We start from the raw sequence: 19,962 nt of genomic DNA, 5'->3' as shown, positions 1-19,962 counted from the left end.
TCGAGGACGGCCTGCTCGGCAAGAGTCACCGCGGGTTGCCGATACAGGTGATCGTCAAAGCCGACCTCAACGATCTGATCCGCGAAGCCGGGTTCGCCACCACCGCCACCGGCACTTTGATCCCCATCCCCGACCTCATCGACCTCGCCGCCGACGCCCAACACTGGCTGGCCGTGTTCAAAGACGCCACCGCGATACCGCTGTACTTCGGACGCGGCAAACGCCTGGCCACCCGCGAACAACGACTGGTGTCCTTCGCCCGACCCGACGGCGAGGTCTGCTCCACACCCGACTGCGACCTATCCGCAGCACACGTGGAAATGCATCACGCCCAACTCGATTGGGGCCTCGGCGGACTCACCGACATCACCGACCTCGCACCCGCGTGTCCGAAACACAATCGGATGGTCGGAGGGCAACCCGGCCAATACACCACCCGCATGGTCCGCGAGGGCCCCGACGCGGGCCGTTGCGCCTGGCGGCTCAACGCCGAACCCGGCGCGCCTCCGAATCCCGAACGCATCAACCGGCGACCCGACATACCCCGACGCTTCGCCGAGCACCTTGAACAGGTGCGCACCGAAATCCACGGACCCGACCCGGCGTCCGGCGATCAGCCACGCCTGCACCTGCGCCAAGTCATCGACCTGCGCAACGCCTCCGACGCCGAAGCCACCCTCGCCTCGATCCTCCTCGCAACCTTGTGCCCACGACCTGCGGGTACTTGGACCTCAATGATCCCGGAGTAGCTGCGGACGAACATCTCCCGCAGTACCGTGAGGCACATGCCAGCCTATTGGGTCATGTTCGTCGTCGCGCTGATCTCGTGCATCATCATCGGGGTCGGATTCATGGTCGGAATCCCCGGCAACAAGGACTGATTTCCGGTCCCTGATTCCGCGGCCGCGCCCGAGTGCGCGCCGTGATGATCGCGCGCGCAGATAAGTCTCCGCTTCATCGCCACTTCGGGCACACCGGCGCTACTCCCAAGCAGCGCTGTGCCGGAAGTGGCGATTCTACGTGTGTAGCGGGGTGTCGCACCTCACACTTCCCTGTTACTCTCTCGATACTTCAGGTCATCTGACCTGAACATGTGGTCGATACTCTCGCGCCACCAGGAGATCGGGGGATCACATGAGCACACACCTCTCACGCCGGAACTTCCTCGGCGGAACGCTGGCGGTGACCGGCGCGGTGGCGGGGGCTTCGCTCGTCGGTTCCGGACGGGCATCGGCGGCACCGTCGGGGATCGTCGACGTCATCGTCGTCGGAGCAGGACTGTCCGGACTCGCTGCTGCGAAGGCTCTCAAAGCCGCGGGAGCCTCGGTCACCGTGCTGGAAGCCCGGGAACGCGCGGGCGGCCGCGTGCACAACATCGCCTCGCCCAGGCTGGGTGCCACGCTCGACGCCGGGGCCGAATTCATCGGTCCGACACAGGGTCACATCGCCGGACTGGCGCGCGAGTACGACGTCCGAACCCTGCGCACCTACAACGCCGGCGACAGCATCTTCGTCAGCCGCACCGGCACGACGCGCGTACCCGCCGCCCTGCCGGTACCGGCCGTCGCCGACCTCGGACAGGCGGGTGCCGCCCTGGCCCGGGCGCAGGCCGATGCACTGGCCGGATTCCCCGTCGGCGAACCGTGGAAACACCCGAACGCCGCCTACCTGGACTCGATCACGTGGGGGCAGTACACCCACCAGATCGCCGACACCCAGACGGCGCGCGACCTGGTGCAGATCGCGATGTCGGCGCCACTGTCCGTCCGGCCCGACGAGGTGTCCGCGCTCTACTACCTCAACTACATCGCGGCATCCGGTGACGAACAGAATCCCGGGACCCTCGTCCGACTCCTGAGCACCGACGGCGGGGCGCAGGAGCGGCTCTTCGAAGGGGGCGCCGCACTCATCCCGCTGCGGATGGCCCGCGAGCTCGCCGCGAACGTGGTCTACCACGCGCCCGTCCGGTCGATCTCGTATTCCGACGGCATCGCGACCGTCACCGGCGACGCCGGAACCCACCGCGCCCGCCGTGTCATCGTCGCCATGTCCCCCGCCATCGCCGGCCAGATCGACTACCGCCCAGGGCTTCCCGCCGCACGCATCGGGATCCACCGCGGCTACCGGATGGGTGCGGTCAGCAAGTTCGCGGCGATCTACCGTCGACCGTGCTGGCGGGACAAAGGTCTGTCCGGGCAGGTCTACGGGTCCGGACGCCCCATCGATGTCACCTTCGAGAGCTACGCCGACAACCAGCACATCCTGATGGGCTTCATCTCGGCCGACGCGATGCGACGCCTCGACCACGCACCCGAATCCACGCTGGTCAGGGAGTGCATCGCCAACTTCGTCGAGTACTTCGGTCCCGAGGCACGGGATTTCATCGACCACGGTGTGTTCAAGTGGGACCTCGAACCGTGGTCGCGCGGCGGCCCGGTCGCCGTCAGCCGACCGGGGACACTAACCAGATACGGCCCCGCACTCCGCGAGCCCGTCGGCCCCATCCACTGGGCCGGGACGGAGACCTCGGACCACTGGACCGGTTACATGGACGGCGCGGTGCGCTCGGGCCGTCGTGCGGCACGCGAGATCCTCGATGACCTCAGATGACCCAACTGCGGTGACGGTGCCACGACCATGAGGATGCCTGTCGAGGAACGGCGAGAACTACTGCTGGAGTCCGCATTTCGGGTGATCGCCCGACGCGGGGTCGACGGCGCGACCACGCGAGCGATCTGCGCGGAGGCCGGCGTCACGCTGTCGACCTTCCATTACGTGTTCGCCACCCGTGACGAACTCCTCGCCGCACTCGTCGAGCACGGAACCGAGAAGGAGCTCAGCGCCGTGGGTGCGGCGCTCGGCGAGGGCACCCAGGACATCTTGCCGGGACGGGCCGGCGTGCTGGCGATTCTCCAGACCGCGCTCTCTGCCTACATCGACGGAGTGCAGGCCGACCCCGACCGTGAGCAGGCGATGATCTCGCTCAACCAGTACGCCAGGCAGACCGACGGTCTGAGCGACCTCGGCGCACAGATGTACCTCCGGTATTACGAGGCGATCGCCGGAGCACTCGACGGCGTCGCCACGGTCACCGGCACCGGCTGGGACCGGCCCACCACCGAACTGGCACCGCTCATCCTCGCCGCCACCGACGGAATCACCCTGTCGTACCTCAACATCCGCGACCGCACCGTCTGCGACCTCATCGCCGACGCCACGGTCACCAACCTGTCGACTCACATCGTCGACGCCCCAGAGAACGCCGGAAAGGGACCCACTACGTGAACGTGACACGGAGACAACTGATCGCCGGTGCGGCGGTGACCGCCGCGGGCGCCGGCCTGGCGCTGAACACGGGCCGGGCCGGTAAGGCGTCGGCGGCTCCGGCCGATTCGACGGACTACCTCGTCGGCTGCGGCATCGGCGACGTCACGGGTGCCGTCGCCGGACAGGGCATGATGGGCTACTCCAACCCCGAGCAGGTCGCGGCCGGACTTCTCCAACGATGCTGGGCGCGTGCCTACATCATCGTCGACCAGGCGACCGGCAAGCGCGTGGTCTTCCTGACCGCCGACATCGCCTGCCTTTTCCAGTCGCACCACATGGGGCTGATGGAGAAGCTGAGCAAGCGTTTCGGCTCGATCTACACCGAGGCGAACGTCAACCTCAACGCGCAGCATTCGCACGCCTCCTGCGGCGGAACCGCCTGGGACCACGCGTATTCGCTCGCCGCCTTCGGCTTCAAGAAGAACTCCTACGACGCCGAGGTCAACGGTATGTTCGCCGCCATCGTGCGGGCGCACGAGAACCTGGCCCCCGGTACGATCACCATCGGCCGCGAGGAACTACACAACGCCAGCGCGAACCGGTCCAAGGTCGCCTTCGACGCCAACCCGTCGTCGGAGAAGAAGCTGTTCCCCAATGCGATCGATCCGCAGGTCACCGTCCTGCGCCTGCGGCACACCAGCGGCAAGGACGTCGGGGCCATCACCTGGTTCTCGACCCATGGCACCTCGCTGGCCGACCACAACGTGCTGATCGCCGGCGACAACAAGGGGTACGCCAGCTACCTGTGGGAGCGCACCCGACCGGGCTTCGTCGCGGCTTTCCCACAGACGAACTCGGGTGACATGACGCCGAACCTCTCCCTCAAGTGGTTCACGCCGAGTGGGCCGACCACGGACAACAAGCGCAACTGCGAACTGATCGGTGAGCGCCAGTACATCGCCGGGCGACGCGCCTTCGACGCCAGCCGTCCGATGACGCGCGGCGGCGTCGACTCGGTCACCCGCTATGTCGACATGTCCGCGGTGCGGGTGTCCGGAACCTTCACACCCGACGGGAAACCGGCGTCGACGACGCCGGCGATGATGGGTGCAGCCGCCGCGGCGACCAGCAGCGAGGACAACTACGAGCAGCCGCTCCCCCTCCTCGTCGAGGGCATGACCAACCCTCTCGTCACCGCGCTCGGCGGTGACAAGACACCGCCGATCGCCCCGTGGGTGCGGGACATGCAGGCGCCCAAGCTGATTCTCTTCCCGCTCGGACTCATGCCGCCGTCGGGCTGGATTCCGTCCGTGGTCCCGCTGCAGATCATGCGGATCGGCGAGCTCGTGCTCGTCGCGGTCCCGGCCGAGGTGACCGTCGTCGCCGGACTCCGGCTGCGGCGGGTCGTCGCCGATGAACTGCGCGTCGACATCGACAACGTGCTCGTCCAGGGTTACGCGAACGCCTACACCCAGTACGTCACCACCCCGGAGGAATACGACCTCCAGCAGTACGAGGGCGGCGAAACCCAGTACGGCCGTTACACACTGCCGGCGTACATGCAGGAGTTCGCGAAGCTCGCCGGTGCCATGGCATCGGGTAGGGGTCTCGATCGCGGTCCGGCGCCGGTCGACAAGTCCGGCCTACAGCCGGATCTGGTCCCGCCGGTGCCCGCCGACCGGCCCATCGCCGGTCACGCCTACGGCGACGTGCTGAAGCAGCCCGGCGGGTCCCACCGTCCGGAGCAGACCGTGACCGTCGACTTCGTCGGCGCCCATCCCAACAACGACTTCCGCCATGGCGGAACGTATCTGGAGGTCCAGCGGCGCGACGGCGGGACCTGGAAGACGGTTGCCGACGACAACGACTGGTCCACCGAGTTCCGCTGGGCACGTCCGGCCGGCAGCACCGACACCTCGCGCATCACGATCACGTGGCGACCGCCCGCCGGGACATCGGGAACGTACCGGATCAAGTACAACGGCAACAGCCGTGACGGGGGTGGGCGCATCCGGCAGATCAGCGGTACATCGCGGACGTTCGAGGTCGGCTGAGCATCGGTCAGCGGATGCGCGCCCGCATCAATGAGACGTTGTAGTCGGTCCAGGTCGACATGGTGAAGTACAGATCCTCACCGCTCGACCATGGGTGCATGAAGCCGCCGTAGAGCTGGGCGTATTTCGACGAGTGGACCAGTTCTGAGGGCTCGGACCAGAGTCCTTGTGGCTCACGGGCCTTGCGCAACATGATCGCCCCGCGGAAGGCATCGAGGTAGGTCAGCTGCCAGCGCTGCGACTTCTCGTCGTACCGGGCCGACACCTCGCCCGCGGGGCCGGCGAAGATCACCGAGGCGACATTGCCGTCCCGGGCCGGAACCCATCTTCCGTCGCGCCAGTACTGGTAGGCGGTCTTGTTCAGCACGTGATCGCGGTGGACCCGCGCCAGGCCCACGGAGCCGATCCGCGAGTTGGGCGTACCGAACATGTACACGTACTCGCCCTGCGGCACCATCGACGACACCTGGAACTGGCTCACGCCGAAGATGTTGTCCCATCGGGCGTACGGGTCCTTCGTCCACGTCGACCCGCCGTCGTCGGAGTAGGCGAGCCCGCCGTGGTTGGTGAGCCACACCCCCGGGATCTCGCCCCACGTCCGCACCGACATGTAGGTCATGAACTGCCGGTCACCGACCGCGAAACCGGACGTCGGGATGACGGTCATCTCGTAGCGGTCGATGCGCCGTGCGCTGAGGAGTTCCGCGGCGTGGCATCGGCTGTCCTGGATCATCGTGTCGATGCTCATCCCGTCGGACAGCTTCTTGTCGCTCGAGAACCCGAGCACGTTGGAGCGCCAGTCCCGACCGTTGGCTCCCGGCGGACGGAACCCCTTGCCGAACGTGTCACCGAAGACGACGGCGACCTTGCCCGGCGTCGACTCCCACATGATCCCGAGGTCGGTGCCGTGGATCTGCCAGCGCTTGTCGGTGCGGCTCGTGGAACCCTTGCCGGTGAGCGTGCTGACGAGATCGACGTCGGACACGCGCGGACGCGCCGGCCTGGATGCGACCGGACCGGCGTCGACGCCGGGGGCGATGGCCGCGGGCGGTGGCGGGACCGGCGGCGGATTCGGGTTGGGCACCGGGACCGGGATGTCCTTCGGCGCCGGATCGAAGGTGATCTTCGGGAACTCGATGCTCAGGGCGGGCCCGCCGGTGCCGGGCTTCGGCTTGGGCGGGTCGGTGATGTCCGGGCACGGATCCGAGCACGGATCCTTCGGCGGTTTCTCCGACGGGATGCGCACCACCGGCTTCTCCGGGGCCGGCTCGGGCACCGGCACGATTCGCGGATACGGGAGCGGGATGCTGAACCGGTCGGGCAAGCGCGGGATCAGATCACGCGGATCGACCGGGCCCTTCTTCGGCTTCGGTGGCAGGTCCGCCTCGCACCCCGAGCTCGGCAACACGATCGACGGTGCTGCGTGAACCACTGCAACCGAACCCCCGAGCGCGGTGCCGGCAACCACCACCGCACAGGCCGGGACGATCCACCGGAGCCCTCCGCTCCTCAGCAGGCCCATGCGAGATCCCGGCGAGCGGGTCCCGGACAGATGAGTCATGGATCAGGAGTCGTCCGCGTTGCCCTTGCGCCACTCCGACCACGGGATGTTCCAGTCACCGAGCCCGTCGGTGCCCGAGAGGGTGCCGCCCGTGGTGTTCTTGACGACCACCGGGTCGCCGCGCAGCGTGTTGTTCATGACCCAGAGCGCGTTCTCCGGGCTGAGGTTGAGGCAGCCGTGGCTGGTGTTGGTGTTGCCCTGGGCCCACACCGACCACGGCGCCGAGTGGAAGAAGATGCCGCTGTAGGACATCCGCGTCGCATAGTCGACGGGTGTGCGGTAGCCGTTCGGCGAAGTCGACGGCACACCGTAGGTCGACGAGTCCATGATGATGTGGTCGTGCTTGTCGGCGATCAGGTAGACACCGTTGTCGGTCTCGTCACCCGGCTTGCCCATCGACGTCGGCATGCTCTTGATGACCTGGCCGTCACGCTCGAAGACAACCTGCTTGGTGTTGTCGTCGGCGGTGATGATCATCCTGCGGCCCACCGTGAAGTTGGTGCGTACGTTCTCCTGGCCGTACAGGCCGTCGCCGAGGTCGATGCCGTAGGTGTTGACGGCGACCCGCACCTTGGTACCGGGCTTCCAGTACTCCTTGGGACGCCACCGGACCTCGCTGTCGCTGATCCAGTAGAACGCGCCCTCGACCGGCGGATCGGTGGTGACCCGGATGGCCTTCTGCGCGGCGCGACGGTTCGGGATCGGCTCGTCGAACTTCACCGCGATCGGCTGACCGACGCCGACGGTCTCACCCGGGTTGGGGGTCAGGTAGGCCTGCGTCAGGTTGTTGGGGCTGCTGGTCGTGAAGGTGACCTTCTTGGTGACCGCGCCGCCGATGCCGACCGCGTCGGTCTCCAGCGTGTAGGTGCGGTTGTAGCCGAGCGCCTCGTTGCTGACCCAGACGGTGTCGTTGTCGCTGAAGGAGCCCTTGAGCGGGGTCCCGTCCGACTTGGTGATGAGCACGCGACTAAGAGTGCCCTCGCTCGTGGTGACCTTGATCGGGGCACCCGGCTGCACGCCGACCGTGTTGTCACTCAGCGGCTGATTGTTCAGTTCGGTGATGTCCACAGCGGGCTTGAGCAGGTCGTCGAAGAGGCTCGAGCTGGTCACGTTGTCGGAGTACGACGCCTCCTGTGAGCACGACGTCACGAGCGCGATGATCGCGAGCAGCACACCACTGATGATCAGCGGCATCCGTCGAGAAGAACGACCGATCCCCATCTCTCTCCCACCTGTCTCGACCGACTCCGATGACCGGACGGCCGAATGCGTCCCGAATCTCGCACCAGTGTACGAGAACCCGCCTGCAGAACTCCGTCTGTGTCGTCCGTTCGGCGGCGTGTCCTGCACGGTCCGGGCGACGATGCCCGGGAAAAACTCGGCACGCCACATACCCCGACGTCCCGCCGACCCGGGATACCACAAAACGCCCCGCAGCTTCTGCGAGGCGTTTTGTGAGACTCTGTGCGCCATCAGGGACTCGAACCCCGAACCCGCTGATTAAGAGTCAGCTGCTCTGCCAATTGAGCTAATGGCGCTTGCCGGTTTCGCCTCCGGTTTGCCTCCCGGCGGCGAGAAGGAACATTACAGGACACCGTCGCCAGTTGTGAAATCGCCTGGTCGGAACGGGTTTGTACGTGTCGTCGAGACTCTTGTTCCCGGCGGGCCGGCAGCGGCGTGGATCAGCTCGCGATCTTGCGGACCACAAAGACGAGCACGAGCGCGCCCACACCGGCGATCGAGTACATCACCGCGGGCTTCTGCAGCGTCGCCAGCGCTTTGGATTTGGCGTCGTCGGCGAGGCGCTGCGGGTTGGCACGTTCGGCCAGCGCGTCGAGCGTGTTGGCAAGGTCCTCACGGGCCCTGGCGATGTCCTGCTCGATACGTTCGGTGTCTCCGGCCACGTTGCATCCTTCCGGCGCTTCTCGCTCTGTCACGCGTCGTCACTGCTCACGCGTTGTCATTGACTTCCAGATCGCCGCCAGACGGCGGCGATTCGATGCTACGACATCCCCACCTCGCGACATGTGACCATGCACTAGCCTGGCTCTCATGGCAGAGGTCACTCCCCCCGCGGAGGCACAGCGTTTGTCCGTCGGTGATCGCGCTCCCGCGTTCACCCTGCCCGATGCGAACGGGAATCCGGTGTCGTTGTCCGATTACGCCGGCCAGAAGGTCATCGTCTACTTCTACCCGGCGGCGTCGACGCCCGGTTGCACCAAGCAGGCGTGCGATTTTCGCGACAACCTCGCCGAGCTCGACGATGCGGGCCTCACGGTGCTCGGCATCTCCCCCGACAAGCCGGCCAAGCTGGCCAAGTTCGTCGAGGCGGAGGGACTCACCTTCCCGCTGCTGAGCGACCCCGAGAAAAAGGTGCTGACCGAGTGGGGTGCCTTCGGCGAGAAGAAGATGTATGGCAAGACCGTCACCGGTGTCATCCGCTCCACGTTCCTCGTCGACACCGACGGGACCATCGCCCTCGCTCAGTACAACGTCCGGGCGACCGGGCACGTCGCCAAGCTGCGCCGCGACCTGTCCGTGTGAGACATCGCGATGACCGAGTCCGCCCAGCCGCTGGTGCCGCGTAAGCGGCCCACCCAGGAACGCAGCAAGCGCAAGTTCCAGGCGATGCTCGAGGCGGCCCGCGAACTGCTGATCGACGTCGGATTCGAATCCCTGACCTGCGAGGAGATCGCGACCCGCGCCGAGGTCCCGATCGGCACGCTGTACCAGTACTTCGCGAACAAATACGTCATCGTCTGCGAGCTCGACCGGCAGGACACCGTCGACGTGCGCGAGGAGCTGACCGCGTTCGCCAGCGAGGTGCCCTCGCTCGAGTGGCCCAGTCTTCTCGAGAAGTTCCTCGACCACCTCGCGGCGCTGTGGCGCACCGATCCGTCGCGGCGTGCGGTGTGGCTGGCGGTCCAGTCGACCCCGGCCACCCGCGCGACGGCGTCGGAGAACGAACGCGTCCTCGCCGAGCAGGTCGCACGAATAATCGCGCCGCTCACGCCTTCTCAGCGTGAACGGCGCGAGATGATGTCGCAGGTGCTGGTGCACACGGCGTACTCGTTGCTCAGTTTCTCGGTGCAGGACGGCCACGACCACGACGAGACCGTTGCCGAGCTCAAGCGCATGCTCGCCGGCTATCTGCTGCTCGAGGAGTCGACGGCGGTCTGAACCCCGGGTCGTCGCGTTCTGCGGGGCGCTATCGGCCCTCGAGGATCGCAACCGCCGCAGCCGTGTCCCCGTCGTGGGTCAACGACACGTGGACGACGGTGTCGCGCAGATGATTACCGATCTCACCGGACAACCGGATCGCCGGCCGGCCCCAGGTGTCGGTGACCACCTCGATGTCGCTGTGCCGGATCAGCGGCAACAGCGGGGAACGCGAGAACCGGCTCACCGACCACGCCTTCACCACGGCCTCCTTGGCCGCCCAGCGCGCGGCGAGATGCCGTGCATCGTCGCCGGTTCCGGCAGCCGAGTCCCGACGCTCGCCGACCGTGAACCGGTCGGCGAACGTCGTACCCGGCTGCCGGAGCTGCTCGGCGAATTCCGGGATCGACACGATGTCGATGCCCACTCCGAGAACGCTCATCTCCCCCGGCTTCGCCTCACTTCCCGAATCCGCTGCGGTCAACGGTTTTCCGGCACCCGACCGGAACCGTACACATCCGCCTCGTCGAGACGCACCGACGGATCGAGCAGCATGCCCGCCTCGGCGTCGTGCTCGTCGACCGACTCGTCGAAGCGGCGGTTCGGCGGACGCTGGTAGGCAGGCTCGCCCCCGCAGATCGACTGCAGGAAGCGCTGGCTGCCCAGACGTGCACGCTCGTCGGCGCGCTGCCGGTAGGTCTCCCGCTCCTCGGGTGCCAGGGAGGCGATGAACGCCTCCGGATGGACGACCGCGATGAGCCCGGACACGTGCCCGAAGCCGAGGCTGGTCAAGAGACCGGCCTTGAGCGGGAACCGCTCGCCCAGCTGCAGGGTCTCGCGCGGCCAGACCAGGTGCGGGTACTCCTTCATCTTCTCGTCGACGCAGTCCAGGCTGCGGTTCGGCGGGATGATGCCGTCACGGAGCATCTGGCACAGACCGATCAGCTGGAAGGCGGCGGCGCCACCCTTGGCGTGACCGGTGAGCGACTTCTGCGACACCACGAACAGCGGGGCGCCCGTACCGCGTCCGATCGCCTCGGCGAGCCGTTCGTGCAGCTCGGACTCGTTGGGATCGTTGGCCTTCGTCGACGTGTCGTGCTTGGAGACCAGCGCGACGTCATCGGCGCCGACCCCGAGCACGCTCAGGGCGTTGGCCAGCGGCGAGGACAGTGCGCCGCGGGCGGCGCCCAGCGCACCGAGTCCCGGAGCCGGGATCGAGGTGTGCACGCCGTCGCCGAAGCTCTGCGCCCACGCCACCACGCCGAGGACCGGCAGACCCATCTGCGCCGCGACATCGCCGCGGGCGAGCAGGATCGTGCCACCACCGGCCGACTCGACGAACCCGCCCCGTCGACGGTCGTTGGCTCGCGAGAACCGGCGGTCGTCGATGCCGCGTGCGGTCATCTTCGCCGAATCGGCGGTCGCCGACATCGCGCCGAAGCCGACGATGCCCTCGATGCCGAGATCGTCGAATCCGCCGGCCACCGCGAAGAGCGCCTTGCCGAGACGGATCTTGTCGACGCCCTCCTCGACCGACACCGCCGCCGTGGCGCACGCCGCGACCGGGTGGATCATCGCGCCGTAGCTGCCCACGTAGGACTGGACGACGTGTGCCGCAACGATGTTCGGCAGCGCCTCCTGCAGGATGTCGTTGGCGTTCGCCTCACCGAGCAGGGTGTTGACGTACAGGTCTCGCATCGACGCCATGCCGCCCATACCGGTGCCCTGGGTGTTGGCCACGAGGCCGGGGTGCACCCACCGCATCAGTTCACTCGGTGTGAAGCCGGACGACAGGAACGCGTCGACGGTGGCGACCAGGTTCCACAACGCGACCCGGTCGATTGCCTCGACCATGTCGGGGCTGACGCCCCAGCGGGTCGGGTCGAAACCGGTCGGGATCTGACCGCCGACGGTGCGGGTCAGCGAGAACTTGCGCGGCACACGGATCTCCGTGCCGGCCAGGCGGGTGACCTGCCAGTCGCCGTCGGGGTTCTGCGTCACCCGGGTCTTCTCGGGGTCGGCACTGGCGAACGCACGGGCCTCGGCCTCCGAGTTGACGGTGAAGGTCAGGTCCTCGTCGAGGAACACCGAGGTGAGCAGCGGCGAGGTGTTGTCGACCATCGCGCCGTCGTCGGCGTAGCGGCGGATGCCGCACCGCGAGACGACCTCGTCGTGGTAGCGCTCGGCGATCTCGCTCTCCGGCACCGGATCACCGGACTCGGTGTCGTACCAGCCCGGCTTCGGAGCCGAATCCCAGTGGATCAGACCGGTGTTCCAGGCCAGCTCGAGAACACCTGCCGCCGAGAGCTTCTCGTCGACCTCCATCTCGAAGCGGGTCCGTGCCGAACCGTACGGTCCGAGCTCGCCGGCACCCACGATGACCACCAGGTCCTCGGGACGCGCGTCGATCGACGGCCATTCCGGACGCATGCCGCGCGGTGCGCGGGCAGGTGCCGGGAGCGCGGCGACGGTGGTCGACGCCGGTGCCTCGTCGGCGTCCTCGGCGGCCTCGGCAGCGGCTGCAGCAGTGGCCGCGAGCGCCTTGAGGTCGGTCGAGGCGTCGAGCCCGCCGGTGAAGTCGGCCAGGACGGGCGCGTCGACCGCGGACGCACGCTGCTCGGGCGTGCACAGCGTCAGCAGGTTGGCGGCCATCTCCTCGGTGCTCCAGGTGCGGACACCGGCGGCTTCGACCGCGTCGACCATGCCGTCGTTGTGGCCCATCAGCCCGGTGCCGCGCACCCAGCCGATGAGAGCGTGGGCCAGGGTGGTCTTCGACCCCCACGACTCCTCCGCCGACCAGCGCGTCACGAGCGCGTCGAGGGCGGCCTTGCTCTCGCCGTAGGCGCCGTCGCCACCGAACATGCCGCGGTTCGGGGAACCGGGCAGGACCACGTGGAGGCGGGCCGCGATGTCGTGGTCGGAGTGGACCTCCGCCAGACCGGCGATGAGCCGCTCGACCGACCAGAGCAGGACCTTCATCTCGAGCTCGGCGCGAGCACCGGCGTCGGTGAGATCTCCGGCCACCCGCGGGGCGGCGAACGGGAACAGCATCGTCGGCTTCATGGCCGGCTTCACCACCGCGGTCGTGCCGCCGAGGTTCTCGGTCTGTTCCGTCGCGACCCACTCGACCAGGTCGTCGACGTCGTTGTACGACGCCATGTTCGCCGGGGCGATCCACAGCGCGGCACCGGTGCGGGCGTTCTCGCGGTAGAGCTTCTTGTAGAAGGCCAGACGTTCGGAGGTCAGTCGCGAGGTCGTCGCGATGACGGTCGCGCCACCGGCGAGGAGGCCCGCCACCACACCCGCGGCGATCGACCCCTTGCTGGCGCCGGTGACGACGGCGATCTCGCGGCTGTAGATGCCCTTCTCCGGGTTCTCGGCAGCGTGCGCGATCGCCCCGAAGACGCGGCCGTGCACGGCGTTTCCGCTCGCGAGGGCCTTGCCCTGCCACCAGGTGGCGTGTTCGGCGACGGTGTCCCCGGCTCCGACGAACCCGCCGACGACCTTCTCGAAGTCGGCGTCGAGCTCGTGCTCGTCGGTCAGCCAGAGACGGACGAGATCCTCACGGGCGGTTGCCCACCGGTCGTCGATCAGGACGATCTTGGCGTCGTCGAACGCCGGTGCGACGGTGCGCGCCCAGTCCGATCCGAGTTCGGCACTGACGAGTTCGGCGAGCTCGGCGTTGGGGTCGGCCGCGGCCTCGGCGAGGTCGGCGACCTCGGCGAGTCCCAGCTTCTCCAACACCGTGTAGGCCGCCGAGGCCAGCGCTCCCGAGCGACCGGTGATCTGCTCGGTGAACTCACCGAGAGCGGCCGCGTCGACCGTTGCGCCGCCGCCGGATTCGCCGGCGGGCTTGCTCACCGCGATGCCCTTTTCGGCACCCACGGCGGTGACCGCCTTGTCGATCAGCGTGTCGAGCGCATCCGCGTTGGCGACCGGGCCGTCGAGCAGGTTGCCCAGTGCCTCGCCGCGGACCGAGGCACCGTCCCGGGTACCGAGGGCGAGCGCCACGGTCGCGTGCAGGCCCCAGCCGGGTCCGAGCTGCCACACGTTGGCGACCCGGTCGGTGATGTAGTTCTGGCGCTTGCCCACTGGGCCGAGGACCTTGCGGATCTGGTCGCTGACGGCGTCGGTCAGGACCGGACCCAGCGGCCGGTAGCCGCGCGCCAGGGTCTCCACGGTCGATGCCAGTGCGACCATGTCGGCCTCGGCCGCACCGTCGATGGCGCCGAGTCCGAGCTCGCCGCCGATGTCGAGCAGGAGCTGGTTGCGACGCGAGGACACACCGTCACACAGCGCCTCGATGGTGTCGGCCGCACCGATCTGGTCGACGCGCATCTTGGTCCACAGCGCGATCACGGACTTCACCGCATCCGATGGGGTGAAGGCGATGTCGTCGGGACGCGGGCCGCCGGCGGGGGCGGCCGGAGCTGCCGCCGGAGCCGGTGCCGCCGCGGCGGGCGCCGCCTCCGCCAGAGCGTCGGCCGACGCTGCGGGGGCCTCGATCTCGTCCTCGTCCGGCTCGTGGCCGGCGTCCTTGGCCAGGATCACGTCGGAGTCGCGTTCGACGTTCACGACCTCGGTGGTGGCCGAGGCGTAGTCGTCGAGCTTGAGGGTGTTGTTCGCCAGACCGGTCAGGGTGGGGGCACCCTTCAAACCGATCTCGACGAAGCGCTGCACGCCGAGACCGTTGCGCTCCGGACCGCTGAACAGTAGGTCCTGGGTCTCGATCCAGCGCACCGGGCTCGCGAACTGCCAGGCGAGCAGCTCGATCAGGAGGACACGGGCCAGCTCGGCGGGCTTCGCGGTCCAGGAGTCCCAGTCGGCGAGAACGGCGTTCAGCGGATCGGACGGCACGAGTGCCGCGATCTCCTCGACGAAATCGCGTCCGAGGTTGAACAGGCGCGGCACCAGGTTCGGGATGTAGCGACCGATCAGGATGTCGATGTCGATGTCGGTGGGCAGCAGTTCCTCGAGCTTGCCGCGGAACTCCGGCACACCCGCGCGCAGCACGCTGGAGTGGAACGGGACGTCGATACCCGGGATGACGATGAAGGCCCGCTTGCCGCCGAACTCAGCACGGCGACGGTCGATCTCGGCCTCGAGGTGTTCCAGGCCGCGGACCGTTCCGGCGATCGCGTACTGCGAACCGAGCAGGTTGAGGTTGACGACCTCGAGGAACTCCCCGATCTCCTCGCCGAGGCCGGCCACGAAGCCGGTCACGTCGGCATCGGCGAGTCCGAACTGGCTCGGCCGGATCGCGGCCATGCGGTAGTCGCTGCGGCCCTGCTCATCTCGGGGAACGAGATGGTGCATGGCCTCGCCGCGCTGGAACACGACCTCGAGGACGGCCTCGAGCGGCAGGACTCCGGCACAGGCCGCGAGTGCGTTGTACTCACCGACCGAGTGACCACAGGTGATGGCGCCCTCGACGAACCCGCCGGCTTCCTTGAGCTCGGCGATCTGCGCGACACCGAGGGTCGCCATGGCGACCTGGGTGAACTGCGTCAGGTACAGCACGCCGTCGGGATGGTTGTAGGTGGTGCCGTTGGCGACGAGGGTCGTCGGGTTGTCCCGCACGACGGCCAGGATCGAGAAGCCGAGTGCCTGGCGGGTGTGCTTGTCGGCGCGGTCCCAGATCTTGCGGGCGGCCTTCGAGCGCGACCGTGCGTCGAGGCCCATGCCCTTGCTCTGGATGCCCTGGCCCGGGAACGCGTAGACGGTCCGCGGGGCGGCCAGCAGGCCGGTGGCGCTCATGACCAGGTTGTCCCCGACCTTGGCGCTGACCTCGACGACCTCGCGGCCGGTGTCGAGACCGACGCGGTCGACGCGCACGGTGATGGTGTCGCCGAGGCGCACCATGCCCAGATAACGTGCCGTCCAGCCGATCAGCGGACGCGCCGACGGTGTCGGGTTCTTCGAGTCGGTGGCGGTGACGACCTGCTGAGCGGCGGCCGACAGCCACATGCCGTGCACGATCGGCTCACCGAGTCCGGCCAGCTTGGCGGCCGAGGCGTCGGTGTGGATCGGGTTGCGGTCACCGGAGACGACGGCGAAACCGTGCATCCGGTTCGGCGCGGTGATGGTGGCCGAGCGGAGCAGTTTGCGGGTGGCCGACTGCTCGGCCGTCGGTGCACCGCCCGCCCGGAGGGGGTCGGTGAGCTCGGCCGCACCGAGGCGTCCGCGGATGGCGAACCGCTCCTCGAGGGTGGCGATCGGTCCGGCCGGTCCGGCGATCTCGACCGAGACCTCGACGACACGCCCCACCTCGGAGTCGCGCACCGCTCCGGTCCGCGCGGTGATCGTCAGTTCGGTGGTCTCCGTGGGGATCTCACCGGTGAGGGCGATCGCATGGTCGAGGTGGACCAGGTCGAGCAGGCCCTCGACGACCGGTGCGCCGGTCTCCGTGCGGGCCGCACCGATGACACTGAACACGCTCGGCCAGCAGGCGCCGACCAGGGTGTCGGGGACGGCGAAGCCGAAGGGTTCCGTCGGCGTGGTCGGGCGCAGGTTCGCGGGCAGGGAGAAGCCGGTCACCGACGCGTGGTCGGCCACCGAGTCCGGCTGCCAGGTGATGGAGGTGGTCGCGGTGCCGTCGGTCACCTCGGCGAGGTCGCCGCCCGCGGCGACGGTGAGGATCTCGGTCATCGCGCCGGCGGCGTCGTCGAGTCCGACGACGGGCGAGCCGCCGTCCCGCACACCGAGGCCGGCGAGCAGCGGGATACGCACGGCCGCACCGGAGATCGGGACCACGAGATCGAAGCGGGTCACGCCGTGCTCCGAACCGACCTGCTCGATCACCGCCCCGGTGGGCTCGTGCTCGGCACGTTCGGGGGCGACCACCGACCAGGCGGCGCGATCACCGAGGAGCGCGACCGGGCTCGGGACGATCCGCCCCGCCCAGCTCACGTCATCGGACTCCAGGACCGCGGTCAGGACACCGGCGTCGGGGACCAGTCCCGCGCGATGTCGGGAGGCGACCTGCGCCGAACGCACCCCTGCGGTCAGCAGATCGGTGACGACCCGGGCCTCGAAGCGGTCCAGCAGTTCGCCGACCGGCTCGTCGACGCGGGTGATGCCGGCGACGGCGACCGGGCCCGGGATGACGCAGACGGCATCGGCGCCGTAGCGCGCGTCGTGGGCCTGCCACAGTGAGTCGCTACGCCACCAGCGGCGCACGTCCTTGTCGATGACCGGCACGAAGTTGACCGGCTTGCCCGGGGTGCGGCAGAGCTCGAGGAAGAACGCGACGTCGGCGGGATGCAGGATGTCGGTGTCGATCTCGCGGTAGACGCTGCCCAGCGCGTCGATCGTGGCGTGCGGATCGTCGGTGGCGGACAGGTCGGCGAACATCGTCGGGATCGGGCCCGAGTCCTGCGGGTGCATGCGGGCCTCGGTGCGCTGCAGCATCTCGACGAAACGCTGCTGCCAGGTGATGTCGGCCCACGGATGCTGATCGCCGTGTGCATCGCCGACCGCGAGGGTGGCGTAGCGGTCGAGCCATTCGCGGTAGGTCATCGTGGCGACGTCGCCGAAGTACGGCTTGGCGGTGTCCGCCATCGCCGCGATGATCTCGTCGCGGCGGGCGGCGACGGCCTCGGCGTCACCGGCGACCTCGTCGAGCAGACGGCCACAACGCGAGGCGGTGTTGTCGACCTCGTGGATGTCGGCGCCGAGCTGCGAACGGCCGGAAGCCATTCCGGCGGTGGCGTGGCCCGCTCCGATCCACTCGTCGATACCGGCGGTCTCGACCAGCAGCTGCTTGACCTCGGGCGTGGTGGTGGCCTCCTTGGTGGCCATCGCCGCGGTGCCGACGAGGATGCCGTCGAGCGGCATCAGCGGGTAGCCGTAACCGGTCGACCAGACGCCGGTCAGGTATTCGCTGGCCCGCTCCGGGGTGCCGATGCCACCGCCGACGCAGATGACGACGTTGGGCCGGGCACGGAGTTCGCCGTAGGTGGCCAGCAGCAGGTCGTCGAGGTCCTCCCACGAGTGGTGGCCACCGGCGCGGCCGCCCTCGATCTGGACGATGATCGGGTGGTGCGGGACCTCCGCGGCGATCCGGACGACCGAGCGGATCTGCTCCACGGTGCCCGGCTTGAAGGCGACGAAGCGGAGTCCGGCCTCGACGAACTCATCGACCAGGGCGACCGCATCCTCGAGCTCGGGGATGCCGGCCGAGACGATGACGCCGTCGAGCGGTGCGCCCTGGGCGCGGGCCTTCTGCACCAGTCGCTTGCCGCCGAGCTGCAGCTTCCACAGGTAGGGGTCGAGGAACAGCGCGTTGAACTGTGCCTCCCGGCCCGGCTCGAGCAGATCGGTGAGGGTGGCGATGTTGCGGGCGAAGATGTCCTCGGTGACCTGCCCACCGCCGGCGAGCTCGGCCCAGTGGCCGGCGTTGGCGGCGGCGGCGACGATCGCCGGGTCGACGGTGGTCGGGGTCATGCCCGCGAGCAGCATCGGCGAACGACCGGTGAGACGCGTGAACGCGGTCTCGACGACGGTGCGACCGTCGGGCAGCTCGACGAGGGTGGGGGTGAACTGCGACCACGGGGCGGCGACCTCGGGAACGCCGCCCGGGCTGAAGAGGTTGCGCTGCCCGACGCGCAGCGCCGCGGGGACGAGGCCGACGCCCTGACCGCGGACGAGCGAGGAGGTGAGACGGGTCGCGATGTCGGCGGGACCGAAGTCGAGGATCCACTTGGCGCCGCCGGCTACGACCTCGTCGACGGAGGAGACCCAGTCGACGTGCGCGACGAGGATGTCGTGGGCGTGGCGGGTGGCGAGCTCGCGGTCGATGCCGCAGCGGTCGGCCCACTCACCGACGAGTTCGACGGCCTCGGCCATGTTGGGGTGATGGAAGGCGACCGACACCTGCAGGTGGTCGAACTTCGGGGCGAACGGCGCGCCGCCGGTCAACTTGCGCTTGCGCTCGTCTGCCTCGGCGGCGGCGATGCGCTCGCAGAGGGCGACGAAGCCGGCGAGGTGACGGGGGGCGCCGGAGAGCACGAGTGCGTTACGGCTGTTCTTGATCGACACCACGGGCGCCGTGGCCAGGTCGCTCTCGGCCAGACCGGCGCGGTACTGGTCGAGGATCTCGTCGACGCGCGCCGGGGTGACGTTGTTGACCGCGAGCATCGGCGCGCCGTCGGTGGTGACACCGAGTCCGCGGCGGCGCGCGATCAGTGAACCTGCGGCGCCGATGAGGTGGGCGACGGCGAGCAGCAGGCCCTGGCCGGCCTCCGCGGCGCTTCCCTCGGCTCCGACCGCGTCGGTGGCCAGGGAGCCTTGCGAATGTCCGATGACGGCGTTGGGCGGGAGGGTGGCGGTGTCGAGCCCCTGCTTGCGCAGCGCCTCGATGGCGGCGAGCTGGGTCAGCAGCACTCCCGGACCCGAGAGCGTGAAGTCGGCGAGTGCGGCCTCGGTCGGCACCTCTTCGCCTGCGTCGTGTGCGTGAACCCACGCGAGCGGGTGGAAGCCCTCGGCGCGGGCGACGACGAGGTCGTCGGCGACCGGCGCGACGAGCTGTTCCGCGGCCTCCACGATGGCGGCGATCCGGTGTTCGAGGTCGGCGTCTACGACCAGCTCGGCCAGCGTCGGCAGCCACGCGCCGCCCTGACCGCCGAAACTGATCGCGTAGGGCTCACCCTGGGCGAGCCGGTCGATGAGGGTGGTGGTGGGGCGCTCGGCGTTGGCGGCGCCCTGCGAGCCGGTACGGAACTGGTCGACGGTCACGAGTACTCCTCTGTGGTGGTCGGTCTCGGTGGTCGGCGGAGTGTTGGGTGCAGGCGGGAGCGCCGGCGAATTCCTCGTCGATGAGAACGGGGTCGTCCACGACACCGGGGGCATCGCAGGCGACAACGACCTCGGCAGCCCTGCCTGATCGGAACTAACGGGTACAACGGATGAACACGCCTGCCA

At 68.8% G+C, this 19,962-nt stretch carries 11 protein-coding genes and 1 tRNA gene; 6 read left to right on the top strand and 6 right to left on the bottom strand.

Annotated features, from left to right (window positions below):
• The 4 genes from BPODLACK_RS21575 to BPODLACK_RS21560 all read left to right on the top strand — a co-directional run.
• A partial coding sequence (locus tag BPODLACK_RS21575; RefSeq protein ID WP_159406219.1) for a DUF222 domain-containing protein occupies nucleotides 1-749 on the top strand: 749 nt, incomplete at its 5' end.
• A gap of 385 nt (nucleotides 750-1,134) precedes the next feature.
• Complete coding sequence (locus BPODLACK_RS21570) at nucleotides 1,135-2,610, top strand: flavin monoamine oxidase family protein (RefSeq protein WP_024498979.1); 1,476 nt, start codon at nucleotides 1,135-1,137, stop codon at nucleotides 2,608-2,610.
• Nucleotides 2,611-2,643: 33 nt separating this feature from the next.
• On the top strand, nucleotides 2,644-3,285 hold the full coding sequence (locus tag BPODLACK_RS21565) for a TetR/AcrR family transcriptional regulator (protein ID WP_024498980.1): 642 nt from the start codon (nucleotides 2,644-2,646) through the stop codon (nucleotides 3,283-3,285).
• Nucleotides 3,282-5,321 carry a neutral/alkaline ceramidase gene (locus BPODLACK_RS21560; RefSeq protein WP_159406218.1) on the top strand — a complete coding sequence of 680 codons (2,040 nt, stop codon included), beginning with the start codon at nucleotides 3,282-3,284 and terminating at the stop codon, nucleotides 5,319-5,321. Before BPODLACK_RS21565 ends, BPODLACK_RS21560 begins: the two co-directional genes overlap by 4 nt.
• A 7-nt stretch (nucleotides 5,322-5,328) precedes the next feature.
• On the opposite strand, the gene BPODLACK_RS21555 is transcribed toward BPODLACK_RS21560, so the two are convergent.
• From BPODLACK_RS21555 to BPODLACK_RS21540, 4 genes are all read right to left on the bottom strand, one after another.
• Nucleotides 5,329-6,843: a DUF4185 domain-containing protein gene (locus BPODLACK_RS21555; RefSeq protein WP_159406217.1), complete on the bottom strand. Its 1,515-nt coding sequence runs from the start codon at nucleotides 6,841-6,843 to the stop codon at nucleotides 5,329-5,331.
• Between the two features lie 42 nt (nucleotides 6,844-6,885).
• Nucleotides 6,886-8,076: a L,D-transpeptidase gene (locus BPODLACK_RS21550; RefSeq protein ID WP_159406216.1), complete on the bottom strand. Its 1,191-nt coding sequence runs from the start codon at nucleotides 8,074-8,076 to the stop codon at nucleotides 6,886-6,888.
• Between the two features lie 271 nt (nucleotides 8,077-8,347).
• Nucleotides 8,348-8,420: transfer RNA gene (locus BPODLACK_RS21545), tRNA-Lys, on the bottom strand.
• A gap of 144 nt (nucleotides 8,421-8,564) precedes the next feature.
• A complete protein-coding gene (locus BPODLACK_RS21540; RefSeq protein ID WP_024498984.1) occupies nucleotides 8,565-8,786 on the bottom strand; it encodes a DUF3618 domain-containing protein in 222 nt (73 codons plus the stop codon).
• Between the two features lie 148 nt (nucleotides 8,787-8,934).
• On the opposite strand from BPODLACK_RS21540, the gene bcp reads away from it, so the two are divergent.
• Nucleotides 8,935-9,426, top strand: coding sequence for a thioredoxin-dependent thiol peroxidase (bcp, locus tag BPODLACK_RS21535; protein ID WP_006437918.1), 492 nt, complete (start codon nucleotides 8,935-8,937; stop codon nucleotides 9,424-9,426).
• A 9-nt stretch (nucleotides 9,427-9,435) separates the two neighbouring features.
• The gene (locus tag BPODLACK_RS21530) at nucleotides 9,436-10,062 is read left to right on the top strand and encodes a TetR/AcrR family transcriptional regulator (protein WP_024498184.1); all 627 of its coding nucleotides are present in this window, start codon (nucleotides 9,436-9,438) and stop codon (nucleotides 10,060-10,062) included.
• A 28-nt stretch (nucleotides 10,063-10,090) separates the two neighbouring features.
• On the opposite strand, the gene acpS is transcribed toward BPODLACK_RS21530, so the two are convergent.
• Together acpS and BPODLACK_RS21520 are read right to left on the bottom strand one after the other, a co-directional pair.
• Nucleotides 10,091-10,483 (bottom strand): holo-ACP synthase AcpS, encoded by a 393-nt coding sequence (acpS, locus tag BPODLACK_RS21525; protein WP_006437916.1) that lies wholly within the window; start codon nucleotides 10,481-10,483, stop codon nucleotides 10,091-10,093.
• Between the two features lie 38 nt (nucleotides 10,484-10,521).
• Nucleotides 10,522-19,776: a type I polyketide synthase gene (locus tag BPODLACK_RS21520; RefSeq protein ID WP_159406215.1), complete on the bottom strand. Its 9,255-nt coding sequence runs from the start codon at nucleotides 19,774-19,776 to the stop codon at nucleotides 10,522-10,524.
• Nucleotides 19,777-19,962 lie beyond the last annotated feature (186 nt).

The sequence above is a fragment of the Gordonia sp. YY1 genome, assembly GCF_009872315.1.
GTDB lineage: Bacteria > Actinomycetota > Actinomycetes > Mycobacteriales > Mycobacteriaceae > Gordonia > Gordonia amicalis.
Note: the sequence above shows the minus strand (reverse complement) of the source record. Positions and strands in the feature narration are given on the sequence as shown.

Coding starts and splice junctions, on each gene's coding strand:
- BPODLACK_RS21570 (WP_024498979.1), top strand. CDS start 1,135: ATGAGCACACACCTCTCACGCCGGAACTTCCTCGGCGGAACGCTGGCG.
- BPODLACK_RS21565 (WP_024498980.1), top strand. CDS start 2,644: ATGCCTGTCGAGGAACGGCGAGAACTACTGCTGGAGTCCGCATTTCGG.
- BPODLACK_RS21555 (WP_159406217.1), bottom strand. CDS start 6,843: ATGGGCCTGCTGAGGAGCGGAGGGCTCCGGTGGATCGTCCCGGCCTGT.
- BPODLACK_RS21550 (WP_159406216.1), bottom strand. CDS start 8,076: ATGCCGCTGATCATCAGTGGTGTGCTGCTCGCGATCATCGCGCTCGTG.
- bcp (WP_006437918.1), top strand. CDS start 8,935: ATGGCAGAGGTCACTCCCCCCGCGGAGGCACAGCGTTTGTCCGTCGGT.
- BPODLACK_RS21530 (WP_024498184.1), top strand. CDS start 9,436: ATGACCGAGTCCGCCCAGCCGCTGGTGCCGCGTAAGCGGCCCACCCAG.
- acpS (WP_006437916.1), bottom strand. CDS start 10,483: ATGAGCGTTCTCGGAGTGGGCATCGACATCGTGTCGATCCCGGAATTC.